Raw genomic sequence first — 18,093 nt, 5'->3', positions numbered from 1 at the left:
CGGCCCAAAAAGAAGCCGCCCCTCCCCGTGTGGGCGAGGGGCGGCTCGTTACGAACCAGCGCTAGGAAGGCGGGCCGTTACTCCGGTTCAACCGGGGTGACCGTTCCCACCATGTCCGTCGTGCAGTCCGTCGGGATCAGGACGTAGGTGTACGGGTTCGTGGTGCCGGGGACGACGCCATCCGCGTACTCATTGCACTGGAAGGACGAGCCGCCGTCGGCGGTCGTCGTGGTCCCGCCGTCCGTGCAGACCACGTTCGAGTACGTGTCCCACACACCGCGGAGACCGTTCTCGAACGTCACCGTGCCGCCGTCCGCGGCGACGGCGCGCCAGTCGCAACCCTCCACGTTGTAGGTCTTGTAGTTGGCCACGAGGATGCCACCCGTCACTTCGAAGCCCAGGTATGTCTCGTGCTCCGGCTCGTTGGGGCGCTGCTTCATCGCCGCTGGCGACGCGTTCGTAATGGTCAGCGGGCCCGGGATGTAGACACGAGTGCCACCCAGCTCCGGATTCGGAGTCGCCGCACCACCCTCGGCGTTGCCAAATTCTGCCGGAACGTCGTTGTCCGGCAACGGCGTCCCATCCGCCTTTTTCGTGATGATCAGGCTGCCCGTGGCCCCCGTCACGTCCAGGCGGAAATCGCTCTTGATGACCGGGCGGTACGCCTCACGCATATTGGGGGCGTTGTCCGTCGCCTGCGCATTGAACTTGCGGAACAGCCCCTGCACGCGCAGCACGTCACCAACAACGGGCCCATAGGCCTTGGTCTCGTCCGTGTAGAACTTGTCGACGAAGATGCCTTCCGTCGGGAAGCACGAATCCACGACCCAGAAACGAGCGGTGTAGTCGCCCTGGTTGCCGCGCGTGAGCTGACTGACGGCCGTCACGACGACCTCGTCCAGCGTCACCGCCTCGCCACGCTCACCACTCTCACGCAGCAGGCCAATAGGACCCTTTCCATTTACCGGCTCCGGGCAGACCCTCGGGCCGGCGTCGGTCCCCGCGTCCGTGCCCGCATCGGTCCCGGCGTCCGTGCCGCAGTTACCGATACAGCCCGCATCCGGGAGCGGATCCGGATCCCCATCATCATCCCGGCCAGAGCAGCCAGCAACGGAAGCCATCGTCGCTGCGGTGAGCAGCGCCGCGGCGCCCAGCGTTTTGCGCAGTTCCATCTTTTGAGTCTCCATTCGTTTCGGCGCCGCGATTCGTCAACGCCGACGCCTGCCGGCCTGAGGATGGGGCCTTATACCGGCGCCCCGAGGGAGCCGGCAAGGAAGCCGCCTACGGCCCAGGTGACACGAGCGTGAACTCAAGCCACGTGAGTCCCGGATTCCACACTGGGTCCGGCTCCAGCTTCGACACTCTCAGGATTCCGGGAAAGGTCCTCCTGTCGGCAGCCCGCCGAGGCGGACTTGCGTCATGGGGACCACTCCAGGGGAGGCAGCCTGCTCCGGGCGCGAGGTCCATCGGATTGGACGGTCCGTCGCCGATTCGAGAAAGGTGGACACAGCCCGCCTCTTGTCTATTGGTCAGGAACGGGGATTGCTGATGCGCACCGCCATGAACCTCCGCGCCCTTTTCCCCTACGTCACCCTCACATCGCTATTCACGGCCTGCATCAACGTTCCCGACGTCGTGGACGGAGAACCCGATGCCGGTGGCATCAACGAGCCAGACGGCGGCCAGACGGACTTCCAGGTCACGCTCTCCGCCGTCGATGGAGTGACACACGTACGAGACTCCGTCACGCTCCAGATCAGCACGAACGTGCAGCAACCCGACAAGGTCGAGCTTTTCATCGACGATGCACCGTTGGCCTCGCTGCAGCCCCCCTACACGTACACCTGGAACACCACCACGTTTCCCGAGACGACACACACGCTGGTCGCCCGAGTGACGAAGGGAGAGCGTGTCGAAACAAGTGCGGCCCGGCATTTCGTCGTGGACCGCACCCCGCCCACCATCATCTCCAGGGAGCCCGCCCCAGACGACAGCGCCGTCGCCGCAGGTCGTCCCATTCGCGTTCGCATTTCGGAGCCCCTGCTGAACACGACCCTGACCGGAACCTCGGTCCGACTCCGGCTCGGAGGAGTGCTCGTCGACCGCACCGTCGAACTGACGGAGGACGGAATGCTCCTGACGGTTTTCCCCACGGAGACGGGTCCCGTTCCCCACGAGTTCGAGCTGTCCTTGGCCGACACGCTTTCGGACCTTGCCGGCAACCCACTCGAAATCGCGGAGGGAACGTGGAGTTGGCGCGTCCCCGCCTGGCTGAGCGTCGGCCCTACATCGGGGGCCAGCCCTTCCGGTGCGAACTCCCCCCACCTTCATCTTGCCCCTGACACCGCACCACTGCTCACCTGGAGGGCCTCCGATGCCATTGCGGTCAGCAGCTTCCAGGAAGGAAATTGGAACGCCTTGGGTGGTGCGCTCAACGTTCGCACCAACGGTGTCGACGTATTTGCCTCACCACCCGTGGTCACCAGCCACAACGGCACCCCATTCGTGAGCTGGACCGAGGAGGAGCAGGGCGGAGGCACCGCCTACGTCCGTTCCTGGTCCGGCAGCGACTGGCAACCTGTAGGCGACGAGGTGTTCGGCGCGGGCAAGCCGGCAGTCCAGTTCGGATCCGCGACATCTCCGTGGCTCGCCGTCATCCACGAGGGTCCTGAGCAAGGCTCGACCAGCCTCCTGGTCCGCCGACACAACGGGACCCAGTGGGAGAACGTCGGCAGTGCATTCCGGGCTGTGACTGCATCCCTTGGAAGGGTCAACGACGTGTCTCTGCGCTTCCACGCCGCAGTGCCCTACCTCGCGTGGGCAGAGTTCGAACTGGACGCGTACAATCGGCCCGTCAACGGCCGCATCCATGTCTGGAGACGCGTCTCCAATGAATGGGTCCCCGTGGGCCCCACGCTCAAGGCCCACCCGTCCGGAACCAGCGCCAGTCAGGTGGCCCTGCAGTTGGATGACGATGGCAACCCGCTCGTGGCCTGGTCCGAGTCGACCCCAGAAGGTCCCAACGGCACCCCGTCCAACATCTACGTCTCCAGGTGGAATGGCAGCCAGTGGGTCTCTCTGGGAAGTGGGTTGAGTGCCACGCCCGGAAACAGCCCCGCCGACTTCCCCTCCATTGCCCTGGCTCCCGACGGCACTCCGCTGGTGGCCTGGAGAGAGAGCGACGGCGCGACGAACCGCGTTCATGTCCGGCACTGGACGGGCTCAGAGTGGAGAACAGTCCATGGGTCCACCAGCGCCGTGGAAGACGCCGCCCAGGTGGACAGCCTGCATCTCCAAGTGGACGCGGATGGCATCCCGTGGGTCGCCTGTGAGGCCCGCGCCAACGGCGGCCCCTCACGAATCTTCGTCTACCGCTTCAACCGCTGACCAGCCCCATGCCGCCAGTCGCTACACTGGTGGCATGGCATCCTCTCCCCTCCCCTTTCTCCAGGGCCTGCGGCCCACGCTGCACATCGCCCACCGTGGAGGTGCGGCCGTGGCCCCGGAGAACACGTTGGCGGCCTTCCGGCAGGCCGTGGAGCGCTTCCGCACGGACATGCTGGAGCTCGACCTCCACCTGACCCGGGACGGGGAGCTCGTCGTCGCCCATGACGCCACGCTGGAGCGCTGCACGGACGGCACCGGCCCCCTCGCCGCACTCACCCTGACCGAGCTCCAGCGGCTGGACGCCGGGTTCCACTTCACCCCGGACGAGGGCCGCACCTTCCCGTTCCGGGGACAGGGGGCGCGCATCCCCAGCTTCCGCGAGCTGCTGCGCGCCTTCCCAGGCCTGCGCCTCAACGTGGAGCTCAAGCCGGACGTCCCCGGCATCGAGGACACCTTCGCCCAGGTGCTCCAGGAGGAAGGGGCCCTGGAGCGGGTCTGCATGGGCAGCGAGCTGGACACCGTGGCGGAACGGCTGGCCGCGCGGCTGCCCTCGGCCTGTCACTTCTACCCCCGGGACGCGCTCGCCGCCTTCGTCATCGCCCTGCGCAGCGGGGAGATGCCGCCGGAGGACCCGCGCTACACCGTGCTCGACATGCCGCTCTACTTCGGCGACGTCCGGCTGGTGGACACGGACTTCCTCCAGCAGTGCGCGGCCCGAGGCAAGTGGGTCAACGTCTGGACCGTGGACGACCCGGGGGAGATGCGGCGGCTCCTGGCGGAAGGGGTCGGCGGCATCATGACCGACCGGCCGGACGTCCTGAGGCAGATCATGGACGCCCCCTCGAAGCCGGGATAAGCCCCGGATTCATGCCTCGCACCACCGCTCGTACGCGCTCGAAGCCCGCCCCGGCCGCCCCCGCCCCGGAAGAGGCCCCCGCGGCCGCCGCCCCGCGTCTCCGCAACACGCTGCGCGTCAAGGTGCCCAAGGCGCGGCGCTTCGTGGCGCTGGCGGGCAACATCGGGGCGGGCAAGACGACGGCGGCGAAGATGATCAGCCAGGCCTTCGGCTACGAGCTGTTCGACGAGCCCGTCATCGACAACCGCTTCCTGCGTGACTACTACGCGGACATGACGCGCTGGTCCTTCACGCTCCAGCTCGAGTTCCTCATCCGGCGCGTCGAGCACCACGAGCTCATCCATTCGTACCGCCGGAGCTGCGTGCAGGACCGCACGCTGTACGAGGACCCGGAAATCTTCGCCAAGTACCTCCACGGCCTGGGGCACATGACGAACGCGGAGCTGGACCTCTACTACGAGTACTTCCAGCGGCTGTCGCGCCACATCATCCGGCCCGACAAGGTCATCTGCTTCGAGGTGGGCAGCGTGGAGGTCCTCCTCCAGCGCATCCGCACCCGCGGCCGCGAAGAGGAGAAGGGCATCCGCCACCAGTTCCTCCGAGGCCTCAACGGCTACTACGCCAGCTTCCCCCTGGTGCTGCAGGAGAAGTACGGCGTGGACTGCCTCATCATGGACGTGTCGAAGCAGGACATCCGGCGCGGCCGGGGCCGCGAGGAGTTCCTCGACCGCGTCTCCACCTTCCTGGCCTGAGCGCCGCTCCCGCGCCTGTCACCTGCGGCGCTTTGTCTGGCCCAGCGCGTCAGCGCTTGGGATATCCACGGGATGAACCGGCGCGGCCCCGCCGCAGGCTCCGTCCGACAACCCGAGGTGCGAGATGACCGACCTGAGCGCGAAGAACCCGAAGGACACGGAGGTGGTGATGACCCAGCTCATCCTGCCTCCGGACGCCAACAACCTGGATGCCGCCTTCGGCGGCAAGGTGATGCAGTGGATTGACATCTGCGGCGCCGTGGCCGCGCAGCGTCACTGCCGGCAGGTGGTCGTGACGGCCTCCATGGATGACCTGCACTTCCACGCCCCCATCAAGGTGGGCTGGGTGGCGCTGCTGCACGGCCGGGTGCTGGCCGCCTTCCGCACCTCCATGGAGGTGGGCGTCACGGTGCACGCGGAGAACCCGCTCACCGGCGAGCGGCACCTCACCACCAGCGCGCTGCTGACCTTCGTGGCCATCGACAAGGACGGCAACCGCGTGCCGGTGCCGCCGCTGCAGATGGAGACGGACGCGGACCGCGCAGCCTTCCAGGAGGCCCAGGCGCGCCGGACGCTGCGCCTGGCCCGGCAGAAGGAGAACCAGTCCTGGCTGCAGGTGATGAAGCCCATCGCCGGCGCCTGAGACGCGCGGCTTTGGACGCACGAAGGCCGGGCGAGGCCTCACGCCCCGTCCCGGCCTCGAGGCCCGTCATGGACGGGCACCAACCACGGGCGGCTCGGCTCAGGTCGTGAACGACGTGCCGCAGCCGCAGGAGGACTTCGCGTTCGGGTTGTTGAACTTGAAGCCCGAGCCGGTGATGGCGGAGACATAGTCAATCTCCGTGCCCGCGAGGTACTGGCTGCTCATCGGGTCGCTGGCGATCTTCACGCCGTCCTGCTCCCAGACGGCGTCACCGGCCTTGGACTCCTTGACGAGGTTCAAGTCGTAGCCCAGGCCGCTGCAGCCGGCGGGCACCACGCGGATGGAGAAGAAGTAGCCCTCGAAGCCCTGCGCCTTGATGACGCTCTTCACCTGCTGGATGGCGGCGTCGGTCAGGCGCACGGCCACCGGAGTGGCCTGGGGGGTCGGCGAGGCGGCGGAAGTCGTGGGGGTGCTGTCCATGTCCATGTCTCCTGATGAGGACTTATAACGCCCGGCCCTGGAAAATCCATGGGCCCCGCCCCTGGGTTATATGCATCCGACATGGCTCGGACCTTCCAGACGCTGCTGGCCGGAGTGAAACAGGAGATTCGCGAGGTCTCCGTGGAGGACGTGAAGCGGCTGCTGGACACCCGGGCCCCCGTGCGGCTGCTGGACGTCCGGGAGTCGGACGAGTACGCCGGCGGCCGGCTGCCCGGCGCCCTCCACATTCCCAGGGGTTACCTGGAGCTGCGCGTGGAGAGCCAGCTCCGGCGCGACGAGGAGCTGGTCGTCTACTGCGCCGGCGGCACCCGCTCCGCCCTGGCCGCCAAGACGCTCAAGGAGCTGGGGTACGAGCGGGTGGCCTCCCTGGCGGGGGGCTACAACCGCTGGAGCGACGCCGCCCTCCCCGTGGAGAAGCCCTTCGTCCTCTCCGCCGAGCAGAAGGAGCGCTACCGCCGCCACCTGAGCCTCCCGGAGGTCGGGGAAGCGGGCCAGGCGAAGCTGCTCCAGTCCCGCGTCCTGCTGCTGGGGGCCGGCGGGTTGGGCGCACCGGCGGCGCTGTACCTGGCGGCCGCGGGCGTGGGCACGCTGGGCATCGTCGACTCGGACGTGGTCGACCTGAGCAACCTCCAGCGGCAGGTCATCCACACGCGGGAGCGTCAGGGCCAGCCCAAGGTGGCGAGCGCCCGGGCCGCCATCGAGGCCCTCAACCCGGACGTGAAGGTGGTGGGCTTCGAGGAGCGCCTCACCTCGCACAACGTGCTGGAGATTCTGGAGGGCTTCGACCTCGTGCTGGACGGCGGGGACAACTTCCCCACGCGCTACCTGCTCAATGACGCGTGTGTCATGCTCGGCAAGCCCAACGTCCACGGCTCCATCTTCCGCTTCGAGGGCCAGGTGACGACCTTCATCCCCGGACAGGGCCCCTGCTACCGCTGCCTCTACCCCGCCCCGCCCCCGCCCGAGCTGGCGCCCTCGTGCGCCGAGGCCGGCGTCCTGGGCGTGCTCCCCGGCACCATCGGCCTGCTCCAGGCCACCGAGGCCCTCAAGCTCCTCCTCGGCCAGGGCGAGCCGCTCGTGGGCCGGCTGCTCACCTTCGACGCGCTGGGCACCCGCTTCCAGGAGCTCAAGCTGCGCAGGGACACGCAGTGCCCCGTGTGCGCGCCGGGCGCGAAGGTGGAGCTCATCGACTACGAGCGCTTCTGCGCCGCGCCCACGCCTGCCTGAGGAACGCAAACGCCCCGCCATGCCCATCCCCGAGATTGCCCCCGCCCGCCTCGCCGAGCTGCTCGCCGGCCCCGCGGAGTCCCGCCCCGCGCTGCTCGACGTCCGCTTTCCCCATGAGCATGCCTGGGTGGCGCTGCCGGACTCGCTGCTGATTCCCCTGCCCGAGCTGGAGGAGCGCGCGGACGAACTGGAGCCCCTGCGCGGCCGGTCCGTGGTCGTCTACTGCCACCACGGCGTGCGCAGCCTGGACGGCGCGGCCTACCTGATGTCGCTGGGCATCGACGCCGTGTCGCTGCGAGGCGGCATCGACCTCTACGCCCGGCAGGTGGACCCCACGCTGTCCCGCTACTGACGACGGCGGCGCACGGCTAGCCCACGAAGGCGGACAGGTCCTCGGTCTGCTTGTTGATGAGGCCGGGCTTGATGTCGACCTCGAACATGAAGGGCTCCTTCAGCGGGCCGCCCTGCAGCTCCAGCTTGTGGCGCCCCTCCATGAGCTCGATCTTCATGCCCATGCCCTTGTTGTTGCCCAGGTAGGTGCCCATGTCCTGGCCGTTGCGCTTCACGGAGATGCCGCGCAGGCCGTCCGGCTTCAGGGTGAGCTGGAGCTGGCCCCGGCGGAACTCGTAGGTGTAGGACTTGGCCTGACCGGGCTCACCGAAGGCGAGCGTTTCACTCTCCTCCTTGTAGATGCCCTGCTGCTCATTCACCAGGATGAGCGTGTCCTGGAGGTGGACGCCCGACGCGTTGACGATGGGCGTCTCGCCCAGCTCCGTCACCGGCTGCGGGCTGCCGCAGCGCTCGGTGTGCCGCACCGAGACCTTCACCTTTTCATTGGTGTTGACCGACAGCGTCACCGACTGCCCGTCGGACGCGCGGCTGTTGAGCACCGCGAGGATGGGCTTGTGGAACACCAGGCCCACGGCCACCAGGCCCACGATGAAGCCCACCGTGGCGATGTTGCGCCTGGCATTGCCCGCGCGCGCGCTCCGCGCGGACTTCTCCAGCGCGCGGTCCACCTCGGCGTCCTCGGCGCGCGAGCGGGCCAGGGCCACGCTCGACGTGCGTGAACGCGGCGGCGCGTTCGGCATCTCCGCGCGGCTCGACGTGCGGCGGCGCGGCGGGGCCTCGGCGGGGTGGATGCCGGACTGAATCCCCGTGCGACGGCGCGGAGGCGGCGCGGGCTCCGGCGGCGGCAGCATGGTCCGCTCGTCGTCGAGCTCCTCGTCCTCCATGCGGGTGCGCTCATCCACCGCCGCCATGCTCGCGCGCGAGCGGGACGGAGGCGGCGGCCCCGGATCTTCGACGATGGGCGCGGCGCGCGTGGCGGTGCGGCGAGGCGGCGGCAAATCCCCCGCGCCCGTCCGGCTCAGGTCCGACCGCGAGCTCGTCCGCGCAATCTGCGTGGAGTTCGGGTTGGAGGGGCGGCGCAGCTCCGCGGACGTCCGGCTCCGGCGCGGCGGGGCCTCTTCGATACCGGACGGCGCCTCCCACTCCCCCTGCTCATCCGGCTCCACCGCGGGCACGGCGGCCGAGGTGCGCCGGGGCGCCATGGACGTGCGGGAGGGAGACGAGCCCCGCGGGCGCTCGCGCACCGAGGCCTCGCCCGGAGGCGCCTCCCAGTTCATGTCCGCCGCGGCGGAGGTGCGGCTGCGGCCCCGCTCCTGCGGCGGAGGCGTGGGCGGCATGGGCGTGCCGGAGTTCGCGGAGTCCTCTCCCACGGGCACCACCTGCCCCTGGGCCTTCTCCTCGGCCAGGCGCTCGGCGAAGAGCGTCTCCATCAGCTCGGAGATCTGCACCGAGCCCGCCACCCAGCGCTGCCCGACGAGGATCTCCTCCAGCGACATCTGGAACTGGCGCGCGTCCCGGTAGCGGTCGTCCGCGTTCTTCGCGATGGCCCGCATCACCACCGGATCCATCTCTTCCGGCACGTCCGCCACCTGAGAAGGCGCGGCGATGGCGCACTCCATGGCGGCCTGCAGCGTGGCCAGCTCCGAGTCCCGCTTCAACGGACGCACGCCCGTGAGCAGCTCGTAGAGCACCAGGCCGATGGCGAAGATGTCCGCGCGCCCGTCCAGCGGCTTGCCGGCGGCCTGCTCCGGGGCCATGTACGCGAACTTGCCCTTGATGGCGCCGGACTTCGTGAGCGACGCCTGATCCGCCGCCTTGGCGATGCCGAAGTCCACCAGCTTCACCGAGCCGTCGAAGCTGATCAGGATGTTCTGCGGCGAGATGTCGCGGTGCACCACGCGCAGGGGCCGGCCCGCGTCGTCCGTGCGGCTGTGGGCATAGAACAGGCCCTCGCACGCGGCGGCCACGATGCGGATGGCCAGCGGCCGGGCCACCCACTGGCCCGTGCTGGCCGCCTTGCGCATCACCCGGCCCAGGTCCTCGCCGTGGATGAACTCCATGGCGATGTAATAGGTGCCGTTGGCCTCGCCGAACTCGTAGACCTGGGCGATGTTCGGGTGGTTGAAGCGCGCGGCGATCAGCGCCTCGTTCCGGAACATCTCCACGAACTCACGGTCTTCCGCGAGGTGCGGGAGGATGCGCTTCACCACGAGGTTCTTGTGGAACCCCTCGATGCCCGTCTGGCGCGCCAGCCAGACTTCGGCCATGCCGCCCGTGGCGAGCTTCTTAAGAAGCTGATATTTCCCGAATGATTGAGGGTTCATCCCGGGACATTGCCGGCGGGGAGCAGGCTCAGGTGGAATGCAGCAGGGCAGCGCATCTTAGAGGACAGCCGCGTCAGAGGCAAAGGCGGCCGGTTTCGAAGTCCGGCTGGGCACTGCTCGCCGGCCTCCTGGTTGCAACTACCACGGTTGCGGCCCCAGCGAACGATCAGATTCGCATTGAACGGCGCGGAGACGTCCTCGAGCTGCGCTGGGCGGACGCCGAGGAGCGCCTCCAGGGCACCCTCCACCCCGCCATGCCTCGCGAGGGAGAGCCCATCTCCGTGTCGTTGCATGTAGGCACCTTCGAGGGTCCCGAGTTCGACGGGCCGCTCACCCTCACCTTCCATCCCACTGGCGCTCCCTCCCAGCAAACGAAAACGCTGACGCGGGACGGGGTCAACTGGCACACCGAGTTCACCCCGGACACGCCCGGGCCGTGGGACCTGGAGGTGAGGTACCGCAACACCCATCTCAAGGTGATCACCGCGCGCTTCGCCGTGGCGAGCACGCCCCTTCCCCGAGGCATGGGCTGGGGCTTGATTCTCGTGGGCGCGGGCACGGCGCTGTTCCTGGGCCTGCGCAACGTGCTGCGGCGCGTGAAGGCGTCCGGATCCACGGGGGAGCTCCCCACGGCGGCGCCCCCAACCCCACCGGAGGCGCCCGCGCCGCCGGGCCTGGGCGCGGACCCCACCCCGCCGTCGGATCCGCCGTCCAGGCAGTAACTCCTTCCAGCCGACGGGCATTCGTACAGGGTCGCCTGCCGCGACAGTGGGAACTTTCGTTCCCTGTCACGGCAACGTGACGGCCGGGTCACACGTTTTCTACACCGTCAGGCCCTCCATCCGTCCGGAACCGGACCTCCCCCAGCCCTCCACGTCCGCTCATCGAACGGGCACCCGTGTTGCAGTGGACGCGCAGCAGGTGGCGGTCGGGGAGGCGTGGACATGGGTGGGTGGCGGGTGGATGAACGGACGAGGCGAGGCCTGCTCGTCGCAATCTTGCTGGGCATTCCGGCGTCCGTGAATGCCGGCACGACTGGCCCGCGGACGGAGGAACGCGCCACGCAGGCGGAGGATGACCTGCTGTCAGGCGGCGTGGTGGACGGGGTGGAGCCTCCCGAGCTGCTGCTTCCGGAGGAGGACGACGCCGCGTCGTCGTCGCTCGAGGGTGCCATGGCCCAGGCGCTGCCGCCTCCGGCGGCGCCTGGGGCGCAGCCGCCATCCGTGAATCCCCTCCCCGGTGAGGCTGACGCGGAGAAGGAGCGGCGGGACGCGGAGAAGCGCCAGCAGCAGCAGCGGCCCGGACAGCCCCAGGATGACTCGCTGGGCGAGAACCCGGACGCCCTCGACGACAAGCCCAAGAGCGAGGTGCAGACCATCCGCGTCATCGGCCGCGTATCCGCGCGGGCCCGCGCCGACGAGCGCAACCAGTTCCAGCGCCGGCTGTCCATCGCCGACGCGCGCGTGGGCGTGAGCACGTCGCTGGCCAACCTGGAAGCGGAGGTGACGGCGGACCTGGCGGACTCGCAGATGCTCAAGGACGCCTTCGTGCGCCTGGCGGATGACAACAAGCGCTTCCGCCTCTACGGCGGCCAGTTCAAGACGCCCTTCCTCCAGCGCTCCCTGGAGTCGTCGTGGGATCTGCCCATCCAGTCCCGCGGCCTGGTGGAGGAGTACATCACGGAGACCCATCAGATGGGCGGCCGCCGCATGGGTTTGATGGGTGAAGTCCGGCTGAAGAACGTCTGGAAGCTCAAGATCTCCGCCGGGTTCTTCCAGGGCGCCGTCGATGAGGCGGGGGCCCGGCTGAAGGAGGACGCCGCGGCGCGCGTGAGCGTGCGGCCCTTCAACTTCAAGCCGCTCACCGTGGGCGTCAGCACCTACGTGTCCGAAGCAATGGACCTGGCGCGCAAGCACGCGGTGGCGGCGGACGCGGAGCTGAAGCTCGCGGGCTTCGTCATCACCGGCGAGGCCATCTCCGGCCGGCTGCCCATGGGCCCCTTCACGGCGCAGATGCTGCTGGCCCAGTACCTCATCCACGTGGGTGACGAGTGGGCCATCCAGCCCGTGGCGGGCGTGGAGGCCCTGCAGCTTCGCGGTGACACGGTGCGAGGAGACGGACACTCGCTGGTGGGCGGCTTCAACGTGCTGCTCGGAACCCGCTTCCGGGCCCAGCTCCAGACGGAGCGCGCGCTGCGGCCTGGCGACGAGTTCCCGGGCCTGCAGCACTCCATCGAACTTGGCGCACGCTTCTAGGCACGGAGACTCAACGATGCTGTCCTTCGCGGAAGGAGAAGTCACCAAGCTCCGGCGGGAATTCAAGCTGGTGCTGGCAGAGAAGACGGCGGCGGCGCTGGGCACGCGCCTCACGCTGGAGCTGGAGGGGCACCTGCCCCCTCCCACGCGCATCGTGTCCGTCTACTTCGACCGGCCGGGTGGTCCGCTGGCGGCGCGGGCCATGCGCACGCCGGACGACTGTCTCAAGGTCCGGACGAAGGAGTACGCGCCCGACCTGGGCGCGGGCGGCGCGCCGCGCGTGGTGCTGGAGGTGAAGCGGGAGCGGCGCGGCCTCACGCAGAAGCGCCGGGTGTGGGTGCCGCGCTCCGACCTGGGCCGCGTGCTGCGCGGCGGCGCCAGCCTGCTGCCGCTCATCGCGGGTGGCAGCCTCAGCCCGGTGCTGGCGGTGACGTACACGCGCCACGTGTACCAGTCCTCGCAGGCGTGGCGGGTGACGGTGGATCGCGACATTCGCTACCACCGGATTGCGCCGGAGCAGGCGCTGTCACAGCTTGCGCTGTCGGTGGAGCGGCTGGAGCCCGCGCAGTGGGTGGAGCCGCGAGTGGTGGTGGAGGTGAAGCACCTCGGGCACGAATTGCCCGAGTGGCTGGCGTCGCTCAATCCGGGCGGAGGGCCGGCCTACAGCAAGTTCGCAGAGGGAATGGCGAAGGTCCACGCTTTCGCCGCGGATGGCGTCGCAGGGGGATAGGGCACAGTGTTCATCGACTTTGAAGGCATTGACGGCAGCGGCAAGACGACGCTCTCCAACCTGCTGGCCGCGAAGCTGAAGCGGCTGGGCTACCGGGTGTCGCACGCCCGGGAGGGCGGCGAGTTGAAAGCCCCCACGGCGCGGCGCATCCGGGAGCTGACGCGCGACTCGCGGCTGATGGAGATGTCGCCCCGCGCGGAGTTCTTCCTCAACCTGGCGCGGGACGCCCAGCAGTTGGATGAAGTGGTGGCGCCCGCGCTGTCCCGGGGCGAGGTGTGCATCACCGACCGCTACCTGTATTCACAGCTCGCGCTCAGCGGCGGCGGCCGCGGCCTGCCCATGGAGGAGCTGCGGCCCGCGTGCGAGCTGGCCTCGCAGGGCCTGTGGCCGGACCTGGTCATCCTGGTGGACGTGGATCCGGACCTGGCGCGGCTGCGCAAGCGCCTGGGCAAGCTCCAGAGCAAGCGCGTCAGTGACGGGGACAGCCGGAAGGGGCTCGCCGGCGCCGGCCTGGCGGTGCGGGTGCGCGAGTCCTTCCTGGAGATGGCGCGCAAGGACCCGCAGCGCTGGCTCATCCTGGAGAACAACGACGTGCCGCTGCGCGTGCTGGAGCAGCGGCTGGTGGACGCGGTGGTGGCCCGGCTGGAGGGCCGCGAGCAGCAGGTGCAGCGAATCGTCCCGGCCCCTGCCCGGCCCCGTCCGGCGGGCCCCACCACCCTCCAGAACGTGGAGGAGCGCTTCTTCCAGACGCTGGACGCCGTGGAGCAGCGCGAACCGGCGCTGGCGGTGTGGATGCTGAGCGGCGTGCCGGGCCTGCCCGCGCACCAGCAGCGACTGGCCTTCGCGGAGCGCTTCCCGGGCCTCACGGCGCGCGGCATGGCGGGCCTGGACGACGCGCCGGCCATGGACCTGCGGGAGGTGCTGGCGGACCTGGCGCCGGCCGAGGTGGCCTTCAGCCTCACGGGCCGCACGGACTCGCGCGCGGCCATGCTGCGCCAGCGGCTGTACGCGCAGGCCCCGGCGGAGGTGCTGGCGAGCCTCAGGCATGACGGCTCGGCCCCGGCCTGGGCCCTGCGTGAGCGCGCGATGCGGGACGGGCGGCTCGCCGAGGTCCTGGCCGGGCTCGCCGGTCAGGACTGCGAGGAGTCCTGGGTGGTGCGCGAGGCGGGCATGCAGCGCAAGCTGTTCGCGGAGGTGGCGCGCAGCCTCACCGGCGTCCCGGGCGCCCGGGCGGACGCGCTGCGCGAGGTGCTGCTGCCCCACGACCGGCTCGCGGTGCTGCGCAGCACCCTGGGCCTGGACACGGCGGTGGCTCGCGGGCTGCGGGAGGCCCTGGCGGGCAAGGCCCTGAAGCTGGTGCTCCGCTCGCTGACGGGGCTGGACACCGAGGAGGCCTGGGCCCTGCGCGAGCGCGGCGCGCCGCTGACGAAGGAGGCCCTGGACTCGGTGGATGGCATGGATGTCACGCGGGCCTGGAAGCTGCGCGTGGAGCACCTGGGCCGGTGGCCCACCACCGCGGTGTCCTCCCTGAAGGGGCTGCCCCTGGGGCCGCATGCGCAAGCGCTCGTCGAGCGCGTCCTGGCGGAGCATCCGGACCGGCTGCCGGTGCTGCGCAATGCCTATGCCGTGGTCGCCACGGCCCGGACGCTCGCGCCGCAGCCCGGGCGCGCGGTCCGCGTGGACGCCACGGCCCGGGTGGAGGTCTAGGTTCCAACCATGGACGCCCCATTCTCGGCGCTGTTCGAAGGCGCGAAGGCGGAGTTCAGCGCGCTGTCCATCACCGCGATACTTCCGCGGATGCTGGCCGCGGCGCTCATCGGCACGCTGCTCTCGCTGCGGCCCTGGCGCCTGCTCATGAAGCGCGCGCTGCCCAAGGCGGACATGATTCAGGCCCAGGTGCTGCTGTGCGCGGCGGCGGCGGTCATCACCGCCGTCATCGGCGACAGCCTGGCGAAGGCCTTCGGGCTGGTGGGCCTGGGCGGCTTCGTGCGCTTCCGCTCCGGCCTCAAGGACCCGCGCGACGCGGCCATCCTCTTCCTGATGATTGGCCTGGGCATGGCGTGCGGACATGGCAGCCTGGGGCTGGCCTTCGTCGGGACGCTGTTCGTGATGGCCCTGCTCTTCGTGCTGGACTGCTTCAACCGCGAGGAGGCGCCCGCCGCGGTGAAGCAGCGGCTGGTGCTGTCCGCGCAGTCGGACGACCTGGTGGGCGCGGAGGCCACGCTGCGCCGGGCGCTGGGTGAGCGGAACGTCATGGTGAAGAGCTGCGCGCTCGACTTCGACGGGCGGCGGCTGGAGCTGGAAGTGGAGGAGCCGGAGCCGGGCTCCCTCGCCGCGGCCCTGGGCCGCACGGAAGGGGCGGCCCTGCGCGGCTTGCGGTGGACGGCGGTGAATCCGAAGAGCACACGGGAGGAGCGGGTATGAGGCGGAGCTGGGTGGCCGTGTTCGCGGCGGGGTGGTTGGTGGCGTGTGGCGGCAACAGCCTGCCCGCGGGTGATGCGCAGGACCCCACGCCTGGAGGAGGCCTGCCGGGAGAACCCGTGAACCCGGGCGGCCCGGGTGGACAGGGCAACGGGGAGGAGCCCACGGGGACGCAGACGCTGTGGCCGCTGACCACGGGCAGCACCTGGGTCTATGACATCCAGGACCCCGTCGAGGGCAACTTCCAGAAGCAGGTGACGGTGGTGGGCCCCGGCGAGGTCCCCGGCCAGCCCGGCATCAACGCCGTCCAGGTGCACAGCCGCCAGGACCGCGTCCTCAACAACGTCCTCTACGAGGAGTATTCGTGGCAGGTGGAGCTCACCAACGGGCTCGTCGTGCGCCTGCGCGAGGACGACCACCGCGACGGCCAGCAGGTCCGCTCCACCACCTGGTCCCCCGCCACGGTGAAGTCCGTGGCGCGCGTTCCGGACGCCCTGCCCTGGACGTACAAGAGCGACGTGCTGGAGCACATCATCCTGGGCGACGGATCCCGGGACGAGAAGAGCCCGACGTACATCTGGAAGGTGCTCGAGACGGGCGTGACGGTGACGACGAAGGCCGGGACCTTCACCAACGCGGTCAAGATTCAGCGCGACAAGGTCAACGACAACGGCGAGGTGAAGCAGGACAAGACGCGCTTCTACTGGCTCGTTCCCGGCATCGGGAAGGTGCGCGAGGAAGGGGAGCGCACGGAGGACCTGGCCTCGTACGACATCAAGCCGTGAAGCCTGTCCGGAGGGGAGGCGGAGACACGGGGCCCCGCTCCGCCGCCTCCTACTCCGGGTGGGGGCAGGATGAAGGTCAGCGGTTGAACGGTTGCGCCTCTACCCCGAGCTTGTTCGGGAGGAGGCCCCATGCACCGGAAGACCCCCCTTCACCTTGCCACCCTGGCGGCCTCCCTGACGCTGCTGGCCAGCACCGCGAGCGCGGGCACGCTGTACCGGGACCCCTACCTGCAGAAGGTCGGCCCCGACACGGCGACCGTGGCGTTCCGGCTGGCGGCCAACTGCCAGGCCGAGGTGCGTTACGGCGAGGGGGCAGCCGACCAGTCCGCCGTCTCCCAGGACAGCGGGAAGGCGCACGCGGTGGTGCTGACCGGCCTGAAGCCCGGCACCGAGTACACGTACGAGGTGTCGGCCTGTGGCCTGCGCACGCCGCTCAACCGCTTCCGCACCGCGCCCGTGCCCGGGACGCGCAGCGTGCACTTCATCACGGTGGGCGACTTCGGCACGGGCGGCTCGAACCAGCGCAAGGTCGTCTCGGCCATGGTGAAGCGGAACGCGGAGCTGTTCGTCGCGCTGGGGGACAACGCGTACGCCGACGGGACCGAGGCGGAGATCCAGAACAACCTCTTCGTGCCCATGGAGGCCCTGCTGGCCCAGGTGCCCTTCTTCGCGGCGCTGGGCAACCATGAGTACGTGACGAACCAGGGGCAGCCCTACCTGGACAACCTCTACCTGCCCTCCAACAACCCGGAAGGCACCGAGCGCTACTACTCGTTCGACTGGGGCCATGTGCACTTCGTGGCGCTCGACTCCAACTGCGCCGTGGGCCTGGCGTCGGCGGACCGCTGCACGCGCGACGCGCAGAAGACGTGGCTGGAGCGGGACCTCGCGGGCTCGACGCAGCCCTGGAAGATTGTCTTCTTCCACCACCCGCCCTGGTCCAGCGGCGAGCACGGCTCGCAGCTCTCCATGCGGCGCCACTTCGGCCCCATCATGGAGAAGTACGGCGTGGACCTGGTGCTCACCGGGCATGACCACAACTACGAGCGCAGCAAGCCCATGAAGGGTGACGGCATCGCCGCGGACGGCGAGCAGGGCATCCCCTACCTCGTGGTGGGCGGCGGCGGCGCGACGCTGCGGCAGCTCCCGGGCAGCAAGCCGGACTGGAGCGTCATCCGCGACAACCAGACCTACGGCTTCCTCGACGTGACGGTGGTGGACGGCACGCTCACCGCGGAGCTGATGGGCCATGACGGCACCACCGCGGACCGCTTCACGCTGCAGAAGGACCTGCCGCCCCAGGAGCCGCTCCCCGAGGGCGAGCTGGCGCTCGTCGTCGAGGGTGAGCGCGGCGTGGCCCCCCACCGCGCCCTCTTCAGGGCCACCCCGACCCTGACCGGCGCGGCGGTGACCTGGGACTTCGGGGACGGCGGCGCGGCCGAGGGCGAGGCGGTGGAGCACGTCTTCGCCCTCCCCGGTCAGTACACGGTGACGGCCACCGCCACCCAGGGCGCGGTGAAGCAGACGGCCACCGCGCTCGTCCAGGTGGCCGAGGCGGAGTCCCCTGGCGAGGAGCCGCAGACGCCCGACCCGGGCACGCCGGACACGGGCTCGCCGTCGCCCCGCCCGGGGCTGCCGGACTCGCCGGAGGACCCGGATGACGGGCTGAGCGCGTCCAGCGGAGGTTGCGCCGCCGGGCCCACCGCCACCCTCCTCCCTGCCTCCCTGGCCCTGCTGGCCGCGGGCCTGCTCTACCGCCGCCGGAAGTAGGGCAGGTAAGCGCCACGGGGGCCATGCCCGGGCCCCGCCAGGGCGGATTTGCTTTCCGCGCTTGTCAACCCGGCCCGGGGAATGCAAAGCC

Annotated in this window: 15 protein-coding genes and 1 pseudogene; 13 read left to right on the top strand and 3 right to left on the bottom strand. The window is 70.0% G+C overall.

Features of this window, described 5'->3' with window-relative positions; genetic code table 11:
* Nucleotides 1–77: 77 nt before the first annotated feature.
* The gene (locus MYMAC_RS12840) at nucleotides 78–1,172 is read right to left on the bottom strand and encodes a hypothetical protein (protein WP_095958295.1); all 1,095 of its coding nucleotides are present in this window, start codon (nucleotides 1,170–1,172) and stop codon (nucleotides 78–80) included.
* A gap of 247 nt (nucleotides 1,173–1,419) precedes the next feature.
* On the opposite strand from MYMAC_RS12840, the pseudogene MYMAC_RS38635 reads away from it, so the two are divergent.
* From MYMAC_RS38635 to MYMAC_RS12820, 4 genes and pseudogenes are all read left to right on the top strand, one after another.
* Nucleotides 1,420–2,241: pseudogene (locus tag MYMAC_RS38635) on the top strand (Ig-like domain-containing domain); the annotation flags it as partial.
* A gap of 1,180 nt (nucleotides 2,242–3,421) precedes the next feature.
* Entirely contained in the window at nucleotides 3,422–4,243 is an 822-nt protein-coding gene (locus tag MYMAC_RS12830; RefSeq protein WP_095958293.1) for a glycerophosphodiester phosphodiesterase family protein, read from the top strand.
* Nucleotides 4,244–4,254: 11 nt separating this feature from the next.
* On the top strand, nucleotides 4,255–4,995 hold the full coding sequence (locus tag MYMAC_RS12825) for a deoxynucleoside kinase (protein ID WP_095958292.1): 741 nt from the start codon (nucleotides 4,255–4,257) through the stop codon (nucleotides 4,993–4,995).
* Between the two features lie 124 nt (nucleotides 4,996–5,119).
* A complete protein-coding gene (locus MYMAC_RS12820) occupies nucleotides 5,120–5,638 on the top strand; it encodes an acyl-CoA thioesterase (protein WP_095958291.1) in 519 nt (172 codons plus the stop codon).
* A 99-nt stretch (nucleotides 5,639–5,737) separates the two neighbouring features.
* Here MYMAC_RS12820 and MYMAC_RS12815 read toward each other — a convergent pair whose 3' ends face one another.
* Nucleotides 5,738–6,118 (bottom strand): HesB/IscA family protein, encoded by a 381-nt coding sequence (locus MYMAC_RS12815; RefSeq protein WP_043713037.1) that lies wholly within the window; start codon nucleotides 6,116–6,118, stop codon nucleotides 5,738–5,740.
* 81 nt (nucleotides 6,119–6,199) lie between these two features.
* Here MYMAC_RS12815 and moeB point away from each other — a divergent pair, with 81 nt between their 5' ends.
* Together moeB and MYMAC_RS12805 are read left to right on the top strand one after the other, a co-directional pair.
* A complete protein-coding gene (gene moeB / locus MYMAC_RS12810) occupies nucleotides 6,200–7,366 on the top strand; it encodes a molybdopterin-synthase adenylyltransferase MoeB (RefSeq protein WP_204817562.1) in 1,167 nt (388 codons plus the stop codon).
* A 19-nt stretch (nucleotides 7,367–7,385) separates the two neighbouring features.
* On the top strand, nucleotides 7,386–7,718 hold the full coding sequence (locus tag MYMAC_RS12805; protein ID WP_095958289.1) for a rhodanese-like domain-containing protein: 333 nt from the start codon (nucleotides 7,386–7,388) through the stop codon (nucleotides 7,716–7,718).
* 16 nt (nucleotides 7,719–7,734) lie between these two features.
* On the opposite strand, the gene MYMAC_RS12800 is transcribed toward MYMAC_RS12805, so the two are convergent.
* A complete protein-coding gene (locus MYMAC_RS12800) occupies nucleotides 7,735–10,041 on the bottom strand; it encodes a serine/threonine protein kinase (RefSeq protein ID WP_095958288.1) in 2,307 nt (768 codons plus the stop codon).
* Nucleotides 10,042–10,295: 254 nt separating this feature from the next.
* On the opposite strand from MYMAC_RS12800, the gene MYMAC_RS12795 reads away from it, so the two are divergent.
* The 7 genes from MYMAC_RS12795 to MYMAC_RS12765 all read left to right on the top strand — a co-directional run bounded on the left by MYMAC_RS12795 (nucleotide 10,296) and on the right by MYMAC_RS12765 (nucleotide 18,002).
* Nucleotides 10,296–10,763: a hypothetical protein gene (locus tag MYMAC_RS12795; protein WP_013939160.1), complete on the top strand. Its 468-nt coding sequence runs from the start codon at nucleotides 10,296–10,298 to the stop codon at nucleotides 10,761–10,763.
* Between the two features lie 222 nt (nucleotides 10,764–10,985).
* Nucleotides 10,986–12,296, top strand: coding sequence for a hypothetical protein (locus tag MYMAC_RS12790; RefSeq protein ID WP_095958287.1), 1,311 nt, complete (start codon nucleotides 10,986–10,988; stop codon nucleotides 12,294–12,296).
* Between the two features lie 16 nt (nucleotides 12,297–12,312).
* Entirely contained in the window at nucleotides 12,313–13,026 is a 714-nt protein-coding gene (locus MYMAC_RS12785; RefSeq protein ID WP_095958286.1) for a VTC domain-containing protein, read from the top strand.
* Between the two features lie 6 nt (nucleotides 13,027–13,032).
* On the top strand, nucleotides 13,033–14,733 hold the full coding sequence (tmk, locus tag MYMAC_RS12780; RefSeq protein ID WP_095958285.1) for a dTMP kinase: 1,701 nt from the start codon (nucleotides 13,033–13,035) through the stop codon (nucleotides 14,731–14,733).
* A gap of 9 nt (nucleotides 14,734–14,742) precedes the next feature.
* Nucleotides 14,743–15,450 carry a DUF4956 domain-containing protein gene (locus MYMAC_RS12775; RefSeq protein WP_013939156.1) on the top strand — a complete coding sequence of 236 codons (708 nt, stop codon included), beginning with the start codon at nucleotides 14,743–14,745 and terminating at the stop codon, nucleotides 15,448–15,450.
* Complete coding sequence (locus MYMAC_RS12770) at nucleotides 15,447–16,232, top strand: hypothetical protein (RefSeq protein WP_043710821.1); 786 nt, start codon at nucleotides 15,447–15,449, stop codon at nucleotides 16,230–16,232. Before MYMAC_RS12775 ends, MYMAC_RS12770 begins: the two co-directional genes overlap by 4 nt.
* 129 nt (nucleotides 16,233–16,361) lie before the next feature.
* On the top strand, nucleotides 16,362–18,002 hold the full coding sequence (locus tag MYMAC_RS12765; RefSeq protein WP_095958284.1) for a metallophosphoesterase: 1,641 nt from the start codon (nucleotides 16,362–16,364) through the stop codon (nucleotides 18,000–18,002).
* Nucleotides 18,003–18,093 lie beyond the last annotated feature (91 nt).

Origin of the sequence: Corallococcus macrosporus DSM 14697 (assembly GCF_002305895.1) — a bacterium.
GTDB lineage: Bacteria > Myxococcota > Myxococcia > Myxococcales > Myxococcaceae > Myxococcus > Myxococcus macrosporus.
This window is presented reverse-complemented; position numbering and strand designations above follow the sequence as displayed.

Coding starts and splice junctions, on each gene's coding strand:
- MYMAC_RS12840 (WP_095958295.1), bottom strand. CDS start 1,172: ATGGAACTGCGCAAAACGCTGGGCGCCGCGGCGCTGCTCACCGCAGCG.
- MYMAC_RS12770 (WP_043710821.1), top strand. CDS start 15,447: ATGAGGCGGAGCTGGGTGGCCGTGTTCGCGGCGGGGTGGTTGGTGGCG.
- MYMAC_RS12785 (WP_095958286.1), top strand. CDS start 12,313: ATGCTGTCCTTCGCGGAAGGAGAAGTCACCAAGCTCCGGCGGGAATTC.
- MYMAC_RS12820 (WP_095958291.1), top strand. CDS start 5,120: ATGACCGACCTGAGCGCGAAGAACCCGAAGGACACGGAGGTGGTGATG.
- MYMAC_RS12800 (WP_095958288.1), bottom strand. CDS start 10,041: ATGAACCCTCAATCATTCGGGAAATATCAGCTTCTTAAGAAGCTCGCC.
- moeB (WP_204817562.1), top strand. CDS start 6,200: ATGGCTCGGACCTTCCAGACGCTGCTGGCCGGAGTGAAACAGGAGATT.
- MYMAC_RS12765 (WP_095958284.1), top strand. CDS start 16,362: ATGCACCGGAAGACCCCCCTTCACCTTGCCACCCTGGCGGCCTCCCTG.
- MYMAC_RS12825 (WP_095958292.1), top strand. CDS start 4,255: ATGCCTCGCACCACCGCTCGTACGCGCTCGAAGCCCGCCCCGGCCGCC.
- MYMAC_RS12795 (WP_013939160.1), top strand. CDS start 10,296: ATGCCTCGCGAGGGAGAGCCCATCTCCGTGTCGTTGCATGTAGGCACC.
- MYMAC_RS12805 (WP_095958289.1), top strand. CDS start 7,386: ATGCCCATCCCCGAGATTGCCCCCGCCCGCCTCGCCGAGCTGCTCGCC.
- MYMAC_RS12830 (WP_095958293.1), top strand. CDS start 3,422: ATGGCATCCTCTCCCCTCCCCTTTCTCCAGGGCCTGCGGCCCACGCTG.
- MYMAC_RS12790 (WP_095958287.1), top strand. CDS start 10,986: ATGGGTGGGTGGCGGGTGGATGAACGGACGAGGCGAGGCCTGCTCGTC.
- MYMAC_RS12775 (WP_013939156.1), top strand. CDS start 14,743: ATGGACGCCCCATTCTCGGCGCTGTTCGAAGGCGCGAAGGCGGAGTTC.
- MYMAC_RS12815 (WP_043713037.1), bottom strand. CDS start 6,118: ATGGACAGCACCCCCACGACTTCCGCCGCCTCGCCGACCCCCCAGGCC.